Genomic DNA, 17,970 nt, shown 5'->3' with positions numbered 1-17,970 from the left:
CCTCGCGACGCGACGGAGGGGTTGCCCGGCGGCAGGGAGCATGGTCTCTGGCAGGTCAGGAGAAGGAGATCCGACGATGAAAGCTGCCCTGTGCCGTGCCTTTGGCGAACCCCTGACGATCGAGGAGGTGGTGCTGCGGGCGCCCGGGCCGGGCGAGGTGCAGGTCGCCATCGAGGCGGTCGCCATCTGCCATTCCGATCTGGGCTATATCGACGGGATCTGGGCCAGCCAGTTGCCCGCAGTCTATGGTCACGAGGCGGCGGGGCGGATCACTGCGCTGGGGGAGGGGGTCCGGGGACTCGCGCCGGGCGATGCGGTCGTGGTGTCGATGATCCGTTCCTGCGGGCAATGTCGGGCCTGTCGCACCGGCAAGCCCTTCCTCTGCGCCGCGCCCTATGACCGGGGCAATGGCGTGCTGCAGCTGCCGGACGGCACGGTCGTCGAGCACGGGCTCGCCACCGGCGGCTTTGCCGAGGCGTGCGTGGTGCATGCCAGTCAGGTGGCGAAAGTGCCGGACGATCTGCCGATGGAGCTGGGGGCGCTTCTGGCCTGCGGGGTGATCACCGGGACCGGCGCGGTGATCAACACCGCCGGGGTCCGCGCGGGCGAGTCGGTGGTGGTGATCGGCGCGGGCGGGGTGGGGCTCAACGCCATTCAGGGCGCGCGGCTGGCCGGGGCAGGGCGGATCATCGCCATTGACCTGGCCGAGGAAAAGCTGGCGGCGGCCACGGAATTCGGTGCCACGAACGTCTTGAAGGCTGACATGAAGGGCCTGCGTCGGGCGGTGATGGGGCTGACCGAGGGCGGCGCGGATCACGTCTTTGTCGCCGTCGGGGCGATTGCCGCCTACAATCAGGCACCGTCGCTCGCCTGCAAGGGCGGGCAGGTGGTGATGGTCGGCATGCCACCCTCGGGCGCGCGGATGGAGGTGGAGCCGGTGATCGTCGCCGCCACCGCCCAGCGGCTGACCGGCAGTTTCATGGGCGCGACCGTGGTACAGCGCGACATCCCCTATCTGGTCGAGATGTGGCGCCAGGGGCGGCTGAAGCTCGAGGAGCTGATCACCCGCCGCTACGCGTTCGAGGAGATCAACGAGGCCATCGCCGATGCCCGGCAAGGCCATGTCCGACGCAATGTCATCGTCATGGAGCGCTGATGTCAGTCGAGGTCGAAGGCGCCGTCCCAGCCATAGCCGATGAACGGCACCTCCTCGCCGCCAAGGCGGCGGTAGAGGGCGCGGGCGGCGGTGTTCTCGGCCTCGGTTCCCAGCCAGATGCCCTGGCATCCCATCGCCCGGGCCTCGTCCATCAGGGCGGTAAGCGCGACCTTCGCATGGCCGCGGCGCTGGTGCGCCTCGCGCGTGCCGACCTCGTTGACGAAGAAGGACGGCGGCTGGTCGGGATGCAGCAGGATCGTGCCCGAGGCGAAGGCGAGGATCTCGGCGCCCTCGGTCACCACGGCCATGCGGTGCAGCGGGTCGGTCAGGAAGGCCTTGGCCTGCGCCGGATCGACCGGCCTGTCGAAAAGGCCGGGCGCGGTGCCGAGGAGCAGGGCGAGGTCGTCGGGGGCAAGGATACGGGCGGGCATGACGGGTTCCCAGGGGACGCGCAGGCCGCGATCCTAGCCGCTGGTCCCGCGCCTGTCAGGGGGGACAGGTCCGGTAGGATGGGCAATATTGCCCATCCTACGTGGCTTCGGAGGAGCGGGACATGAAACTGGTCGATCTGGAGGTCTTCGTCATCGGCACGCCGCCGCCCGGCTGGGGCGGGCGCTATTGGCTGATCGTCAAGCTGACCGCCGACAACGGGATCTCGGGCTATGGCGAGGTCTATGCGGCCTCGGTCGGTCCCAGGGCCATGGTCGCGGTCATCGAGGATGTCTTCGAACGGCACATGCGGGGCGAGGCACCTGCGAATGTCGAGAAGATGTTCCGCCGGGCCTATTCCTCGGGCTTCACCCAGCGGCCGGACCTGACAGTGATGGGCGCCTTCTCGGGCTTGGAGATGGCCTGCTGGGACCTCTGGGGCAAGGCGCTGGAGCAGCCGGTGCATGCGCTGCTGGGCGGGCTGATGAACGAGCGGCTGCGGGCCTATACCTACCTCTATCCGCTTGACGGCATGGACGCGGCCTCGTTCTGGACCTCGCCCGAGATGCAGGCCGAGGCGGCGCTCGATGCCGTGAACCAGGGCTTCACCGCGATCAAGTTCGACCCGGCCGGGCCCTATACGATCCACGGCGGCCACCAGCCCGCGCTGTGGGACATCGACCTGAGCGTGCGGATGTGCGCGGCGATCCGCAAGGCGGTTGGCCAGCGCGCCGATCTCCTTTTCGGCACTCATGGCCAGTTCACGCCCTCGGGCGCGATCCGGCTGGGGCAGGCTTTGGAGCCCTACAGCCCGCTCTGGTACGAGGAGCCGATCCCGCCCGACAACCTGCTCGATTTCGCCCAGGTGGCGCAGGCGGTGCGCATTCCGCTGGCCACGGGCGAGCGGATGACGACCAAGGCCGAGTTCGGCACGCTCCTCCGGTCGGGCGGGGCCTCGATCCTGCAACCCGCGCTAGGGCGTTCAGGCGGGATCCTGGAGACCAAGAAGATCGCTGCGCTGGCCGAAGCCTTCGGCGCGCAGGTGGCGCCGCATCTCTATGCGGGGCCGGTCGAATGGGCGGCGAACATCCAGCTGGGTGCGACCCTGCCGAACCTGCTGCTGGTCGAGACGATCCAGACCGGCGGCACCTTCCATCTGCCCCTGATCCGCCACAGCCTGAGTGTCGAGGACGGCTATATCCCGGTGCCGCGCGGTCCCGGACTGGGCATTGATTTCGACGAGGCGCTCGCCCGGGCGCATCCCTATTCGGGCGACGCACTCCACCTGCAGATGCAGGAAGCGCCCTGCGATTATGGCGTGGCGAATGCCTTCCAGGGCGGGGCCCCGCGCGAGTGATCCCGGCACTCTCCGGTCCGGGCCCCTTTGCGCCCCGGACCGGAAGCGCCCGTTTTCGGGTTGTAATTCGGAGAGGGTCGCGTTTGGATGGGGACGGGTCGCAAACAGGACGGCGCATGCAGGGTCCTTGGTGCCGCATAAGCACCAGCCGGGGTGCTGCGTAACGTCGCCGCCGATCAACCGCGCCAACAGGGAGACTCTCATGAAAGACTTTACGCAGGAAGCCGTCGACCGCGTTCACCCGGCCGCAGACGTCTATGCGCGCGATTACCGCGCGGGCAAGCTCAGCCGCCGCGAATTCCTGACCCGCGCCACCGCGCTGGGGCTTGCGGCACCGGCCGCCTATGGCCTCATTGGCCTCGCCGCACCGAGCGCCGCGCAGGCGCAGACGCCCACCATGGGCGGCACGCTGAAGATGCAGATGGCGATCAAGGCCCAGCGCGATCCGCGCACCTGGGACTGGTCGGAACTGGCCAATGCCTGCCGCGGCTGGCTGGAATATCTGGTCGATTACCAGCGCGACGGCACCCTGCTGCCGGTGCTGCTGGAGGGCTGGGAAGCCTCGGACGACGCCAAGACCTATACGCTGCGGGTCCGTCCGGGCGTGAAATGGAACAACGGCGACGATTTCACCGCCGCCGATGTGGCGCATAACTTCGAGCGCTGGTGCGATGGCTCGGTCGAGGGCAACTCGATGGCCACCCGCATGGGCTCGCTGGTGGAAAACAACACCGTGCGCGAAGGCGGGATCGAGATCGTCGATGACCTGACCGTCCGCATCAACCTGTCGCAGCCCGACATCGCCCTGATGGTCTCGGTCGCCGATTATCCGGCAGCGGTGATGCATCCCTCGTTCACCGGCGACGATCCGGTGGCCAATCCCATCGGCACCGGCCCCTATCTGCCGATTAGCTACGAGCCCGGCATCGGCGCCGTGATCGAGCGCAACGCCGACCATACCTGGTGGAACGAAGGCAACGGCGCCTATCTGGACCGGATCGAGTTCATCGACCTCGGCACCGACCCGGCCGCCTGGGTCGCCTCGGCGGAATCGGGCGAGATCGACCTCAACTACCAGGCGCAGGGCGATATCATCGACATCTTCGATGCCATCGGCATGCCCCGGACCGAAGCCGTCACCGCGGCGACCATCGCCGTGCGCTTCAACCAGGAAAACGAGCCCTACAACAACAAGGACGTGCGCAAGGCCCTGCAACTGGCCGTGTCGAACGCCATCGTCCTTGAGCTGGGCTACAACGACCTCGGCACCGTGGCCGAGAACCACCATGTCTGCCCGATCCATCCCGAATATGCCGAACTGCCCGCCCTGACGGTGGACGGTGCGGCAGCCCGGGCGGCGATCGAAGCGGCGGGCCTCGGCGATTACGAGTTCGAGCTGATCTCGATCGACGAGCCCTGGCAGGCCGAGACCTGCGACGCGGTGGCCGCCCAGATCCGCGACGCCGGGATCAACATCAAGCGCACCATCCTGCCGGGTGCCACCTTCTGGAACGACTGGACGAAATACCCGTTCTCGGCCACCGAATGGAACATGCGCCCGCTCGGCGTGCAGATCCTGAACCTCGCCTACCGCACCGGCGTGCCGTGGAACGAGGCGGCCTTCTCGAACGAGGAATTCGACACGCTGCTCGATCAGGCCAACGGCATCGCCGATGCCGATGCCCGCCGCGAGGTGATGCACCGGCTCGAGGAGATCATGCAGGAGGAGGGCGTGCTCATCCAGCCCTACTGGCGCTCGATCTTCCGCAACGCCCGGCCCAACGTCCATGGCGCCGAGATGCACCCGACCTTCGTTGTCGATTACGTGAAGTACTGGCTCTCGTGAGCCGGACTGCGGGGCGTGCCGAAAGGCGCGCCCCGCTCGCCTTCATCGGTCCGTTCCCGGGTTTTCCGGTCATCCTTCGCCGCCGCGGCCGAGGGGCGTGAGCCCATACGCTGCGACCCGCCACAGGAGACGCCATGTTGCTCTTCCTCTTCCGGCGCATCGGGCTGATGCTGGTCACGGCGCTGTGCCTGACCTTCATCGTCTTCGCGCTGACCAACATGCCGGCCAAGCTGGAAACGCTGGCCAAGACCCAGGCCGGCAGCCGGATGACCGATGCCGAGGTCGACCGATGGCTGGAGAGGAACGGCTACGCCTCGCCCATGCTGGTGCGCTATGGCGAATGGCTGGGCGTGCTGCCCGGCTGGGTGCGCACCGACGACAGCGGCACCGTGACCGGGCGCTGCGTGGCGCTGCGCGACACGCCCGAGGCCGCGGGCCAGCGCTGCGGCATCCTGCAGGGCGAATGGGGCTTTTCCACCCGCTTCCGGGCCCAGGTGGTCGATGTGCTGGGCGCGCGGCTGGGGGCCACCGGGCTCCTGATGCTCTGGGTGCTGGCGGTGATGGTGCCGATGGCGCTGATCGTCGGCATCCTTGCAGGGATGCGCGAGGGGTCACGGACCGACCGGGCGCTGTCGACCGTCGCCATCGCCTCGACCGCGACGCCGGAATATGTCTCGGGCGTCTTGCTGATCGCGCTGCTGGCCTCCTCGACCGTCGGGCTTTCGCCCTTGCTGGTCAGCTGGGGCTGGATCGACGGGCCGGTCCTCTTCCAGGGCAATGCCCGCTCGGCGCTGGAAGAGATCACGCTGTCGAACTTCACCCTGCCGGTCCTGACCATCGCCCTTTACGGCATGGGCTATGTCGCCCGCATCACCCGCGCCTCGATGACCGAGGTGATGACCCAGCAATACATCCGCACCGCGCGGCTGAAGGGCGTGAGCTTCGGCAAGATCGTGGTGAAGCACGCGCTGAGGAACGCGCTGATCGCCCCCTTCACGGTGATCATGCTGCAGATCCCCTGGCTTCTGAACGGCGTCGTTATCTCCGAGGTGCTGTTCAGCTACCCGGGCTTCGGCTGGACCCTCTACGAGGCCGCCGTCAACAACGACATCGAACTCCTGCTCGCCTCGTCGGTCGTGGCCGTGGTCGTGGTGCTGGTCACCCAGCTCATCTCTGACGTGGGCTATGTCTATCTCAATCCCCGCATCCGGATTTCGTAAGGAGAGACCCGCCCATGGAGCCCCTGAGCTGGTTCGAAATCCTCGCCCGCATCGCCCAGCAGCTGCTGCCGGTCTGGGTGGCGCTGGTCCTGACCTATGCGCTCTCCATCCGCTTCAAGCGCCGGTTTGGCCTTTACGGCAAGCTCTTCGACTCGACGGTCGGCATGATCGGCTTCGGCATCGTCATGTTCTGGCTGTTCGTGGCGCTGTTCGCCAATTTCATCGTCACCCATGACTCGCTCTCGCAGGTCAGCGGCATGCGCAACGCGGTCCCCGGCTCGGCGCTGCGCGACCCGCGCGACCTTTATCCCTATTACCTCCTGGGCGGGGACAGCCTGGCGCGCGACGTCTTCTCGCGCATGGTGATGGGGGCGCGGGAAGTGCTGCGCATCGCCCCCTTCGCCGCCATGATCTCGTTCATGATCGGCATCACGCTGGGCCTGCCCGCAGGCTATTTCGCCGGCAAGCTCGACACCGGGCTCACCTTCCTCGCCAATCTGGTGCTGGCCTTCCCGGTGATCCTGCTCTTCTTCCTCTTGGTCGCGCCCGAGATCCAGGACACGCCGATCCCCCGGGTCATGGCCGGGATCCTGTTCCTGGTGCCGATCCTCTTCATCACCGTGCTCCTCAACGCGCGCTTCTTCACCCAGCCCGCCAAGCGCAACCTCTATGTCGGGATCGTGCTGGCGGTGGGCGCCTGGGCCTATCTGGGCCTCGTGTTCAACGCCGATCCGGTGGGCCTCTGGTCGATGTCGCCGAACCTGCTGAACGTCTTCGTCGCGGTGGTCTTCGTCAACGCGCCGACCGTCTTCCGGATCGTCCGCGGCATCACCCTCGACATAAAGACCCGCGATTACGTCGCTGCCGCCCAGACCCGGGGCGAGGGGCCCTGGTACATCATGCTGTGGGAGATCCTGCCGAACGCCCGCGGGCCCCTGATCGTCGATTTCTGCCTGCGCATCGGCTACACCACGATCCTGCTCGGCACGCTGGGCTTCTTCGGCCTCGGCGTCAGCCCCGAAAGCCCGGACTGGGGCTCGACGATCAACGCCGGCCGTCGCCTGCTGACCGTCTATCCGCATCCGGCGCTGGTGCCTGCGCTGTCGCTGATGAGCCTCGTTCTGGGCCTGAACCTCTTGGCCGATGGCCTGCGCGAAGAAAGCCTGAGGGATTGATGGGCCGCCCCGCCGCCTTTCATTCTGCCGCCAATACGCCACGGGGGTCCGGGGGTGTGAAACCCCCGGTTCCCCGGCCCGCCATGGGAGCGACCGCATGACCACCTGGGACGAAACCCAACCGATCCTCGAAATCGAGAACCTGTCGATCAGCTTCTTCACCCGCCTGCGCGAGATCCCGGCGGTGATGGATTTCTCTTGCCGGGTCATGAAGGGCGAGGCGATGGGCCTCGTCGGCGAATCCGGCTGCGGCAAGTCGACCGTGGCGCTGGCGGTGATGCGCGACCTCGGGGTCAACGGGCGGATCGTCGGCGGCACGATCAAGTTCAAGGGCCGCGACCTGACGGCGATGAACCAGGAGGAGCTGCGCCAGATCCGCGGCTCCGAAATCGCCATGATCTATCAGGAGCCGATGGCCTCGCTGAACCCGGCGATGAAGATCGGCGACCAGCTGGCCGAAGTGCCGATGATCCACCAGAAGATGCCGAAATCGCAGGCCCGGGCACTGGCCCGCCAGCTGATCGCCGATGTGCGCCTGCCCGATCCCGACCGCATCCTCGACGCCTATCCGCACCAACTTTCGGGCGGCCAGCAGCAGCGCATCGTCATCGCCATGGCGCTGATGTCGAAGCCCGCGCTCCTGATCCTCGACGAACCGACCACCGCGCTCGACGTGACGGTCGAGGCCGGGATCGTCGATCTGGTCAATGATCTCGCCGCGAAATACGGCACCTCGATGCTGTTCATCTCGCACAACCTCGGGCTGGTGATGGAGGTCTGCGACCGCATCACCGTGATGTATTCGGGCGAGGCGGTCGAGACCGGCAATATCACCGATGTCTTCGACCGCATGCGCCACCCCTATACGCAGGCGCTGTTCCGTTCGATCCCGCTTCCCAGCGCCGACAAAAGCTCGCGCCCCCTGAAGGCGATCCCGGGCAATTTCCCGCTGCCGCATGAACGCCCCCGGGGCTGCAATTTCGGCCCGCGCTGCGAGTATTTCCAGAAGGGCCGCTGCGACGCGACCGAGATCCCGATGGCCCCGGTCGAGGGCGACACCCGCCACGACAGCCGTTGCCTGCGCTTTGACGAGATCGACTGGCACGCGCCCATCGCCGCAGGCGTCCAGCACGACAGCTCGCATATCGGCGAGGTGGTGCTGTCGATGGAGAATGTGCGCAAATACTACGAAGTCGCCGCCTCGTCGCTCTTCAAGGGCGGCGATACCAAGGTGGTCAAGGCCAACGAGACGCTCAGCTTCGACGCCCGCGAGGGCGAGACGCTGGCTATCGTCGGCGAATCCGGCTGCGGCAAGTCGACCTTCGCCAAGGTGCTGATGGGGCTGGAGACGGCGACCGACGGCCAGATCATGCTCTTTGACGAGAACGTGCAATCGACGCCGATCCAGCATCGCAACACCGATACCGTCTCGTCCCTGCAGATGGTGTTCCAGAACCCGTTCGACACGCTGAACCCGTCGATGACCGTGGGCCGTCAGATCGTCCGCGCGCTGGAGATCTTCGGGGTGGGCGCCTCGGATGCCGAGCGTCAGCAGCGGATGCTGGAACTTCTGGATCTGGTGAAACTGCCGCGCGAATTCGCGACGCGGATGCCGCGCCAGCTTTCCGGCGGGCAGAAGCAGCGCGTCGGCATCGCCCGGGCCTTTGCCGGCAACGCCAAGGTGGTGATCGCCGATGAGCCGGTTTCTGCGCTCGATGTCTCGGTGCAGGCCGCCGTCACCGAACTGTTGATGGACATCCAGCGCAAGAACCGCACCACGCTGCTGTTCATCAGCCATGACCTGAGCATCGTGCGCTATCTCAGCGACCGGGTGCTGGTGATGTATCTGGGCCATGTGGTGGAACTGGGGACCACCGATCAGGTCTTCGCGCCGCCCTATCACCCCTATACCGAGGCGCTGCTGTCCGCGGTCCCGATCGCCGACACCAGGATCGAGAAGAAGCGCATCGTGCTTGAGGGGGACATCCCCTCGGCGATGAACCCGCCGCCCGGCTGCCCGTTCCAGACCCGCTGCCGCTGGAAATCTCAGGTCCCGGGCGGGATCTGCGAGACCGAGATGCCGCCGTTGCGCGATCTGGGCGCCGGCCATCAGGTCAAATGCCACCTCTCGGCCGAGATCCTGGCCGATATGGAACCCGTCTTCACGGTCGCCGCCGAATAGGGCTTCTTTGTTCCCCAAATATCCACGGGGTTTCCAAAGGGGGCGCGGGGGGCGGCAGCCCCCCGCCCTTTGCAGGGGCCAGGGGCGGCAGCCCCCCGCCTCTGCCTCAATGCGCGTGCGCGCGTTCCTGTGCCGCCCGCTTGAGGATCTGCACCGAGGACGACAGGAACAGCCCCGCCATCGCCACCGCGACCACCAGATCCGGCCAGCCGGATCCCAGCCAGGCGACCATCACCGCCGCGCCCATCACCGCGACATTGCCGATGGCGTCGTTCCGCGAACACAGCCAGACCGACCGCACGTTCGAATCGCCGTCCTTCCAGCGCATCAGGATCAGGACCGAGGCGACATTGGCCGCGAGAGCCGCAAAGCCCACGGCGCCCATCACGCTGGCGTCGGGCACGCCCGGCGCCATCATGTCGCGGATCGCGAGTCCGAGGATGGCGAGGGCCATCAGCGCCAGCGACAGGCCCTTCAGCTGCGCCACCCGCGCCCGCAGCGCCAGGGGACGCCCGATGGCCCAAAGCGAAACCCCGTAAGTCAGCGCATCGGCGGCGAAATCCAGCGCGTCGGCCTGCAGCGCCCGGCTGCCGGCCATGGCACCGGCGGTCATCTCGACCCCGAAGAGGCCGCCGTTCAGCACGATCACCGCGATCAGTGCGCGGCGATAGGCGGGCGAGGCGCCGTCGAAATCGTGGTCGTGGTCGTGATCATGGGGCATTCCTGGCCCTCCTTGTCTTGGTCCGACTCAGGCTTTACTTCCTACAGCGACTGGAGAAGCAAGAGGGTTTTGCCATGCGCGATCTGACCATCGGCGAGGCGGCGCGCCAAAGCGGCGTCAAGGTCAACACGATCCGCTTCTACGAAGACCGGGGCCTGTTGCCCGAGGCGCCGCGCACCGAAAGCGGGCGCAGGCTCTATGACGGGGCGGCGGTCGGGCGGCTCGCCTTCATCCGCCACGCCCGGGATCTGGGTTTCCCGCTGGAGGACATCGCCGATCTGCTGGCGCTTCAGGGCCAGCCCGGCACCTCCTGCGCCCCGGCGGATTCGCTGGCGCGGCGGCATCTGGCCTCGGTCGAGGGGCGGATCGCGGCGCTGACCGCGCTCAAGGGCGAACTGACCCGGATGATCGCCTGCGACGGCAGCGACACGGCCCATTGCCGCGTCATCGAGAGCCTGGCCGATCACGCGCTCTGCGCGGGCGATCACGCGCGCCTCGCCGAGGTCGCTGCCGTGCCGGGCGTGTCGGATTGAGGCTTGTCATCCTCTCCCGGACAGGATTGTCTGGAGGCCCGGGCAGGGGGCCCGGACAGGGTCCGCAACCGGGCCCGGAACTGGGCCGGGGACGAGACTGGGCATGCGCTATTCGGGGTTTCGCGTCTTCACGCAGGGGCTGTCGGGCAACCGGGGCTGGCGCCCGGCCTGGCGCGACCCGGCGCCGAAACCCAGCTATGACATCCTCATCATCGGCGGTGGCGGGCATGGGCTTTCGACTGCCTATTACCTGGCCAAGAACCACGGGCTGAAGAACATCGCGGTTCTTGAGAAGGGCTATCTGGGCAGCGGCAATATCGGGCGCAACACCACCATCGTGCGCGCCAATTACTTCCTGCCCGGCAATTCCGAATTCTACTCGCATTCGCTGAAGCTGTGGGAGGGCCTCGAATCCGAGCTCAACTACAACGTCATGCATTCGCAGCGGGGGCTCATCAACCTCTTCCATTCCGATGGCCAGCGCGATGCCTTCGCCCGGCGCGGCAATGCGATGCTGGCGCAGGGGGATGACGCGATCCTCCTGGACCGCGAGGGGGTGCGCAAGCATCTGCCCTATCTCGATTTCGAGCAGACGCGCTTTCCCATCTACGGGGGGCTCTACCACCCCAGGGGCGGCAGCGCCCGGCATGACGCCGTGGCCTGGGGCTATGCCCGGGGCGCCGATCAGCGCGGCGTCGACCTGATCCAGAATTGCGAAGTCACCGGCATCGACATCGAGAACGGCCGCGTCACCGGCGTCCAGACCTCGCGCGGGCCGATCCGGGCCAAGAAGGTCGCCATGGTCGCGGCCGGACGCTCGGGGCAGGTGGCGGCGATGGCCGGAATGCGGCTGCCCATTGAAAGCCACGTGCTGCAAGCCTTCGTCACCGAGGGGCTGAAGCCGGTCATCGACCATGTGGTCAGCTTCGGCATGGGCCATTTCTACATCAGCCAGTCGGACAAGGGCGGGCTGGTATTCGGTGGCGACCTCGATTTCTATGCCTCCTATGCCGCGCGCGGCAATCTGCCGATGGTCGAGCATGTGATGGAAGCGGGCATGACCCTGATGCCGATGATCGGCCGGGCCAAGGTGCTGCGCTCCTGGGGCGGGATCATGGACATGTCGCCTGATGGCTCGCCGATCATCGACAAGACGGATACCGAGGGGCTCTTCGTCAATTGCGGCTGGAATTACGGGGGGTTCAAGGCGGTGCCTGCCTCGGGCTGGTGCCTCGCGCATCTGATGGCAACGGGGGCGCCGCATCCGGTGGCAGCGCGCTTCCGGCTGGACCGGTTCCGCACCGGCAGGGGATTGATGGATGAGGAAGGCACGGGTTCCCAGCACAATCTTCACTAGCCTCGCCCTGCTGGCCGCGCCCGCCGCGACCGCCCAGACCTGGCCCGAAGGTTGTTTCACGCGGCAGTACGAGGCCGCGCAGCTGGCCGGGCAACCGGGGCAGGTGGTGGAGCGTGTCTCGCTGCGGCTGCAGCGCGACGGCGAGGGGACGCGCTTTCGCCTGATCGCCAGGCTGGCCGGGCAAGGACACGCCGGAGCCTCGGGCTTTGGCGGCATGATCATGTCCGAAGAGGGCCAGTGCCTCGACGGTCAGCCCTGCTATGTCGATTGTGACGGCGGCGGCTTCACCCTGCGCAGCGCCGGTGCCGACAGCATCGACATCACCACCGATTACATGCGGATCGCCCGGGGGGATGCCTGCGACGGCACGTCCGAGGTGTCGGACCTGTCCGAAGGGCCGGGCCAGTCGACCACCTACCGGCTGTACCGCAGCCGCGACGTGCTCTGTGGGCGGTAGGATGATGCGACGTCTGCTGCCGCTTCTGCTGTTTCTGCCGACGCCGGTGATGGCCGAGCTGCCGCCGCCCGGCTGCTATGCGCGCAGCTACGATGCCGCGCATCTGGCCGCGCATCCCGAACAGGGCGTCGCCGGGCTGCGGCTGTGGTATTTCACCCAAGGTGACGCGGGCGACACCCCGGCGGCGCTTGTCGAGGCGCGGATGGCGATGCAGGGGCAGGCGGCGCGCGACGGCGTGGCGGGCAGGGTGCTGAGCCAATACGCAATCTGCGACGCGCAGGGCGCCTGCTACGTCGAATGCGACGGCGGGCTCTTTACCACCGAAGTGACGGGCGACGGCGGCCTGCGGCTGTCGACCGAGCGGTTCCGGGTGGGCGAGGGCGATTCCTGTGGCGGCTCCAGCGATCTGGCGGAACGCGACGGGCAGACGACCCTTTACCAGCTTGTCATCGCCCCGGCCGAGGCGTGCGAAAGCCTCTGGCGCCCGCATCCCTTGCCCGCGCCGGGTTGCTACGGCGTGACCTATTCCGACAGCGGCCATGGCCAGGGATTGCTGGGCATGCGGCTTTACCTGCGCGCCCCGGATAGCGGTTTCACCTTTCCGCAGGCCGAGGGCACCTTCCGCGTGACGCTGCCCGACAGCGGCCGGGCCCGGGCCGCAGGCATGGGCGGCGCACGGATCGCGGTGCCTATCTGGTGCTCGGCGCGGGACGGCTATTGCCGTTCGGGCATCGACGAGGGCGCGCTGATGGTGGTGCCGATGGGCGAGGACGCGCTGGCGCTGGAGACCTCGCGCTTCGTGCTCTATGGGGCCGAGGCCGCCAATATCGACATCGCCTTGCCGGGGCCCGCGCCGACCCGGCACCAGTTGCAGCGCATGCCGCCCGATGCCTGCCGAGGCATGGAATGACCCGGCGCGGGCGTGGAAATGACGGGCAAGGCCCGGTGGAGTAGAGAATGCGCATCCCCTGTCCCTGCTGCGGCCCGCGTGACCGGCGCGAATTCACCTATTACGGGGCGTCGGTCTTCCTCGACCGTCCCGCCGAAGACGCCGCGCTCGAGGCCTGGGACGACTACCTGCATCTGCGCGACAACCCGGCCGGGGTGACGCGCGACCTGTGGTATCACGACCCCTGCCAGAGCTGGCTGGAGGTCGAGCGCAACACCGTCACGCATGAGGTCCTGTCCGCGCGTCCGGTGGTGGAGGCCCGCGCATGAACCAGAGCCACCGCATCCCGGGCAAGGGCCTGCTGATCGACCGCGCCCGCCCGGTCCGGTTCTCCTTTGATGGCAAAGGCTATGAGGGCTTTGCCGGGGACACGCTGGCCTCGGCCTTGCTGGCCAGCGGCACGCGGCTCATGGGCCGGTCCTTCAAGTACCACCGCCCACGCGGCGTGATGACCGCAGGGTCCGAGGAGCCCTCGGCCCTGATGGAGATCCACGAAGGCGCGCAGCAGACCCCCAACGTGCGCGCGACGGTGCAGGAGATCTACGAGGGCCTCGATGCCCGCAGCCAGAACCATCTGGGGCCGCTGGCCTTCGACCTGCTGGCGGTGAATGACTGGATGGCGCCGTTCCTCAGCGCCGGGTTCTATTACAAGACCTTCATGTGGCCGCGCGCCTTCTGGGAAAAGCTCTATGAGCCGGCGATCCGCCGGGCGGCGGGGCTGGGTTCGCTGTCCGGGCGCCATGACGAGGCGGTCTACGAGAAGGCCTTCGCCCATTGCGACCTCTTGGTGATCGGCGCGGGGCCTGCGGGGCTGATGGCGGCGCTGGTGGCGGCGCGGGCCGGGGTGGATGTGATCCTCGCCGACGAGGATGTGCGGATGGGCGGGCGGCTGCTGGCCGACCAGCCCGAGGTCGGCGGGCAGGCGGGACCGGATTGGGCGGCCTCGGTGGTAGCCGAGCTGGCCTCGCTGCAGAACGTCCGGCTGATGACCCGGACCACCGTGACCGGCGCCTATGACGACGGCACCTTCGGCGCGCTGGAGCGGGTGAGCCTGCACCGCGCGCCCGGGGAGGCGCCGCGCGAATGCTTCTGGCGGATCGTGGCCAAGCGCGCGATCCTGGCGGCCGGGGCGCTGGAACGGCCGATCGCGCATCCCGATAACGACCGGCCGGGGGTGATGCTGGCCTCGGGCCTGACCGGGCAGCTCGCCAAATGGGGCGTGAACCCTGGCCGGGTGGTGATCTTCTCGAACAACGAGTCCGGGCTGGCTGCCGCGCGCAGCCTCACCGCGCAAGGGATTGAAATCGCAGCCTATGTCGATCCGCGGCCGATCCCGGTGACCGAGGATTTCCCGGTCTATGCCGGGGCCGAGGTCGTGGGCACCCGAGGGCGGTTGGGGTTGAAGGATGTGGCGGTGCGCCACAAGGGCGGCATCTCGATGATCGAGGCCCGGACGCTGGCGCTGGCCGGGGGCTGGAACCCGACGCTGCACTTGACATGCCATCTGAACACTCGCCCGCAATGGGATGAAAACATTGCCGCTTTCGTCCCCAAGGCCGGTGCGGTGCCGGGGCTGTCGGTGGCGGGCGCCGCGCGCGGCCGCTTCTCGACCGCCGCCTGTCTGGCGGATGGTGCGGCGGTTGCGGGTGAGGTTCTGGCCGATCTGGGCCTGCGCGCGCCTGACGTGCCGGTGCCGGGGGCCGAGGATGCGCCCTATGGCATCGCCCCCCTCTGGGCGGTGGATGCAGGCGGGCGGGCCTGGCTCGATTTCGCCAATGATGTCACGACCAAAGACGTGAAACTCGCGGCGCAGGAAGGCTTCCGCAGCGTCGAGCACATGAAGCGCTACACGACGCAGGGCATGGCGCCGGATCAGGGAAAATCCTCGAACGTGGCGGCGCTGGCGGTGCTGGCCGATGCGACCGGACAGGGCATTCCCGAAACCGGAACAACGACTTACCGGCCGCCCTTCATCCCCGTCTCCATCGCTGCCATGGGTGCCGGCGGCCGGGCCGAAGGCTTTGCGCCGCGGCGGCTGCTGACCTCGGACGCCCGCAGCCGGGCCATGGGCGCGCCGATGATCGAGGCCGGGCTCTGGTATCGGCCCAGCTATTTCCCGCGGGATGGCGAAACGGATTGGCGTACGGCCTGCGACCGTGAAGTGCGGCAGGTGCGCGAGGATGTCGGCGTGGCCGATGTGTCGACGCTGGGGAAGATCGACGTGCAAGGCGCTGATGCGGCACGCTTTCTCGATTTCGTCTATACCAACACCATGTCGACGCTGGCCCCCGGAAAGGTGCGCTACGGCCTCATGCTGCGCGAGGACGGGTTCGTGCTGGATGACGGCACCTGCGCCCGGCTGGGGCCTGAGCATTTCCTCGTCACCACCACCACCGCCGCCGCAGGGCTGGTCATGCGGCACATGGATTTCGTGCATCAGGCGTTTTGTGGCAGCTGGGATGTTCGGATGTCCTCCGTCACCGAAAGCTGGGCACAATTCTGCATCGCCGGGCCGAAGGCGGGCGCGCTGCTGGAGGCGCTGGAGGTCGAGGCGGAACTGCCCTTCATGGGCTGCGCGCCCGTCACCGTAGGCGGGGTGCAGGGGCGGCTGTTCCGCATCTCCTTCTCGGGCGAGCAGGGTTACGAGATCGCCGTGCCCACCCGCTATGGCGCGGCGCTGTTCGACCGGCTGGTCGAGGCGGCGCATGCGCAGGACGGCTGCGCCTATGGGATGGAGGCGCTGAACGTGCTGCGGGTGGAAAAGGGCTTCATTACGCACGCCGAGATCCACGGGCGGGTCACGGCGGATGACGTGGGGCTGGGCAAGATGGTCTCGGCCAAGAAGGATTGCATCGGCAAGGCGGCGAGCCTGCGTCCCGGCCTGACCGAGGCCGGGCGCGAGCAGCTGGTCGGGCTGATGCCGGTCAATCAGGGCGAGGTCCTGTCCGCCGGCGCGCATCTTTACAACGAACGCGACCGGGCGACGCGCGAGCACAACCAGGGCTATGTCACCTCGGTCGCGCCCTCGCCGACGCTCGGCTGCTGGCTGGGGCTCGGGTTCCTCAAGGACGGGCGGGCGCGGCACGGGCAGGTGATCCGGCTGGACGATGGGCTGCGCGGCCGGAAGGTGCTGGTCGAGGTCTGCGACCCGGTGTTCTTCGACGCAGAGGGAGGGCGGATGCGTGGCTGATCTCATCGCAACACCGGCCGTGACCGGCCTGCCGCTGACCATCGGCCGGGCGGTGCTGGCGGCTTTCGACCCCGGGCCCGTCACCGCCATCGCCCCCTATCCGGGCCGCGACCTGTCGGCGGTCCTGCAATTCCCGGCGCCGGGTCAGGTCATCACCGACGGCGCGCGCCGCCTGATCTGGGCCGGGCGCGAGACGGCCTTCCTGACCGGCGGACCGGCGCCCGATCTGGGTGGGCTGGCGGCGGTGACCGATCAGAGCGACGGCTGGGTCTGGGTGACGCTGGAGGGGCGGGACGCGACGGCAGTGCTGGCCCGGCTCTGCCCGCTGGACCTGCGGGCATCAACCTTCCCGGTGGGGACATCGGCCAAGTCGGTGCTGCAACACCTGTCGGTGCTGCTGGTACGGACGGCCGAGGATGCCTTCCAGATCGCCGCCTTCCGCTCCATGGCGGGGACGCTGGTGCATGATCTGAGCGGGGCGATGAAGGCGGTCGCGGCGCGCGCGGCGCTCTGACCGATCCAGGGCCCCGTCGCGCCGCCCCTCAGCCCGAGACCACCCGCGTCTGCCATTGGGCGCAGCGCGCCATGAGCGGCGCGGGCAGGGGCCGGTCGGTGAAGACCGTGTCGAGGATCGAAAGCGAACCGATTCGCGCCGGCGCCGTCCGCGCGAGTTTCGAATTGTCGGTCACCAGCCAGGCGCGGCGGGCCTGGGCGATCAGCGACTGGCTGACGCCGACCTCCTGAATGTCGTAATCGAGCATATCGCCCTCGGCATCCAGCGCCGAACAGCCGATCACCGCGATATCGACCTTGAACTGGCGGATCGCGGCCTCGGTCAGCGGGCCGGTCAGCCCGCCGTCCGAGCGTCGGAGCGTGCCGCCGGTGACGATCACCTGGCAATGCGGGTTCTCGGCCAGAATATTGGCCACATTCATGTTGTTGGTCACCACCATCAGCCCGGCGTGGCGGCGAAGTTCGCGGGCCACGGCCTCGGTCGTGGTGCCGATGGCCAGGAAGATCGAGGCGCCCTCGGGGATCTCGGCAGCGCAGGCGCGGGCTATGGCGCGTTTCTCTTCGGCATTGAGCGCGGCGCGCTCCTGATAGCCGATGTTCACGGTGCCTGAGCGCAGGATCGCCCCGCCATGCACCCGCTCCAGCTGACCGGCCTCGTCCAGCTCGGCCAGATCGCGGCGGATGGTCTGCGCGGTGACGCCGAAGCGCGAGGCGAGCCCGTCGACGGTCACCCGCCCCTCGGTCCGGGCGATTTCGAGGATCTCGGGCAGACGGAAACCCTGGGCCATGAATCGCCTCCTTTTCGCCGATTGTCGGTCTTCGCTGCGGCGCTGGCAAGCCAAGGCGAAGGAAATGCGCAAGATCGCGGGGGATTGACGCGCGGCC

At 68.0% G+C, this 17,970-nt stretch carries 16 protein-coding genes; 13 read left to right on the top strand and 3 right to left on the bottom strand.

The genetic code is table 11. The features are described 5' to 3' along the window. Positions 1 to 76: 76 nt before the first annotated feature. Positions 77 to 1,156 carry a Zn-dependent alcohol dehydrogenase gene (locus VDQ18_RS11635; protein ID WP_323021104.1) on the top strand — a complete coding sequence of 360 codons (1,080 nt, stop codon included), beginning with the start codon at positions 77 to 79 and terminating at the stop codon, positions 1,154 to 1,156. Positions 1,157 to 1,158: 2 nt separating this feature from the next. Here the strand turns inward: VDQ18_RS11635 and VDQ18_RS11630 are convergent, their stop codons facing one another. Next, complete coding sequence (locus VDQ18_RS11630; RefSeq protein WP_323021103.1) at positions 1,159 to 1,587, bottom strand: GNAT family N-acetyltransferase; 429 nt, start codon at positions 1,585 to 1,587, stop codon at positions 1,159 to 1,161. A gap of 122 nt (positions 1,588 to 1,709) precedes the next feature. On the opposite strand from VDQ18_RS11630, the gene VDQ18_RS11625 reads away from it, so the two are divergent. The 5 genes from VDQ18_RS11625 (at position 1,710) to VDQ18_RS11605 (ending at position 9,365) form a co-directional block, all read left to right on the top strand. Continuing rightward, positions 1,710 to 2,942 carry a mandelate racemase/muconate lactonizing enzyme family protein gene (locus tag VDQ18_RS11625; RefSeq protein WP_323021102.1) on the top strand — a complete coding sequence of 411 codons (1,233 nt, stop codon included), beginning with the start codon at positions 1,710 to 1,712 and terminating at the stop codon, positions 2,940 to 2,942. Positions 2,943 to 3,144: 202 nt separating this feature from the next. Beyond that, on the top strand, positions 3,145 to 4,788 hold the full coding sequence (locus VDQ18_RS11620; protein WP_323021101.1) for an ABC transporter substrate-binding protein: 1,644 nt from the start codon (positions 3,145 to 3,147) through the stop codon (positions 4,786 to 4,788). 134 nt (positions 4,789 to 4,922) lie between these two features. Next, positions 4,923 to 6,008, top strand: a complete 1,086-nt coding sequence (locus VDQ18_RS11615; protein ID WP_323021100.1) for an ABC transporter permease — start codon at positions 4,923 to 4,925, stop codon at positions 6,006 to 6,008. A 14-nt stretch (positions 6,009 to 6,022) separates the two neighbouring features. Next, entirely contained in the window at positions 6,023 to 7,183 is a 1,161-nt protein-coding gene (locus tag VDQ18_RS11610) for an ABC transporter permease (RefSeq protein WP_323021099.1), read from the top strand. Between the two features lie 97 nt (positions 7,184 to 7,280). Next, positions 7,281 to 9,365 carry an ABC transporter ATP-binding protein gene (locus tag VDQ18_RS11605; protein ID WP_323021098.1) on the top strand — a complete coding sequence of 695 codons (2,085 nt, stop codon included), beginning with the start codon at positions 7,281 to 7,283 and terminating at the stop codon, positions 9,363 to 9,365. Positions 9,366 to 9,471: 106 nt separating this feature from the next. Here VDQ18_RS11605 and VDQ18_RS11600 read toward each other — a convergent pair whose 3' ends face one another. Further along, a complete protein-coding gene (locus VDQ18_RS11600) occupies positions 9,472 to 10,086 on the bottom strand; it encodes a cation transporter (RefSeq protein WP_323021097.1) in 615 nt (204 codons plus the stop codon). A gap of 74 nt (positions 10,087 to 10,160) precedes the next feature. Between VDQ18_RS11600 and VDQ18_RS11595 the strand changes: the two genes are divergently transcribed. From VDQ18_RS11595 to VDQ18_RS11565, 7 genes are all read left to right on the top strand, one after another. Further along, positions 10,161 to 10,619: a helix-turn-helix domain-containing protein gene (locus VDQ18_RS11595; RefSeq protein ID WP_323021096.1), complete on the top strand. Its 459-nt coding sequence runs from the start codon at positions 10,161 to 10,163 to the stop codon at positions 10,617 to 10,619. 103 nt (positions 10,620 to 10,722) lie between these two features. Beyond that, positions 10,723 to 11,976 carry a sarcosine oxidase subunit beta family protein gene (locus VDQ18_RS11590; protein ID WP_323021095.1) on the top strand — a complete coding sequence of 418 codons (1,254 nt, stop codon included), beginning with the start codon at positions 10,723 to 10,725 and terminating at the stop codon, positions 11,974 to 11,976. Next, positions 11,939 to 12,433, top strand: a complete 495-nt coding sequence (locus VDQ18_RS11585; RefSeq protein WP_323021094.1) for a hypothetical protein — start codon at positions 11,939 to 11,941, stop codon at positions 12,431 to 12,433. The genes VDQ18_RS11590 and VDQ18_RS11585 overlap by 38 nt, the downstream gene beginning before the upstream one ends. Before the next feature lies 1 nt (position 12,434). Then, a complete protein-coding gene (locus VDQ18_RS11580; RefSeq protein WP_323021093.1) occupies positions 12,435 to 13,343 on the top strand; it encodes a hypothetical protein in 909 nt (302 codons plus the stop codon). Positions 13,344 to 13,390: 47 nt separating this feature from the next. Beyond that, a complete protein-coding gene (locus tag VDQ18_RS11575) occupies positions 13,391 to 13,651 on the top strand; it encodes a sarcosine oxidase subunit delta (RefSeq protein WP_323021092.1) in 261 nt (86 codons plus the stop codon). Next, positions 13,648 to 16,572 (top strand): sarcosine oxidase subunit alpha family protein, encoded by a 2,925-nt coding sequence (locus VDQ18_RS11570; RefSeq protein ID WP_323021091.1) that lies wholly within the window; start codon positions 13,648 to 13,650, stop codon positions 16,570 to 16,572. Before VDQ18_RS11575 ends, VDQ18_RS11570 begins: the two co-directional genes overlap by 4 nt. After that, a complete protein-coding gene (locus VDQ18_RS11565) occupies positions 16,565 to 17,086 on the top strand; it encodes a sarcosine oxidase subunit gamma (protein ID WP_323021090.1) in 522 nt (173 codons plus the stop codon). Before VDQ18_RS11570 ends, VDQ18_RS11565 begins: the two co-directional genes overlap by 8 nt. A 28-nt stretch (positions 17,087 to 17,114) precedes the next feature. Here VDQ18_RS11565 and VDQ18_RS11560 read toward each other — a convergent pair whose 3' ends face one another. Then, complete coding sequence (locus VDQ18_RS11560) at positions 17,115 to 17,873, bottom strand: DeoR/GlpR family DNA-binding transcription regulator (protein ID WP_323021089.1); 759 nt, start codon at positions 17,871 to 17,873, stop codon at positions 17,115 to 17,117. Positions 17,874 to 17,970: the final 97 nt, after the last annotated feature.

The sequence above is a fragment of the Pararhodobacter sp. genome, from assembly GCF_034676075.1.
In the GTDB taxonomy this organism is placed as follows: domain Bacteria; phylum Pseudomonadota; class Alphaproteobacteria; order Rhodobacterales; family Rhodobacteraceae; genus Pararhodobacter.
This window is presented reverse-complemented; position numbering and strand designations above follow the sequence as displayed.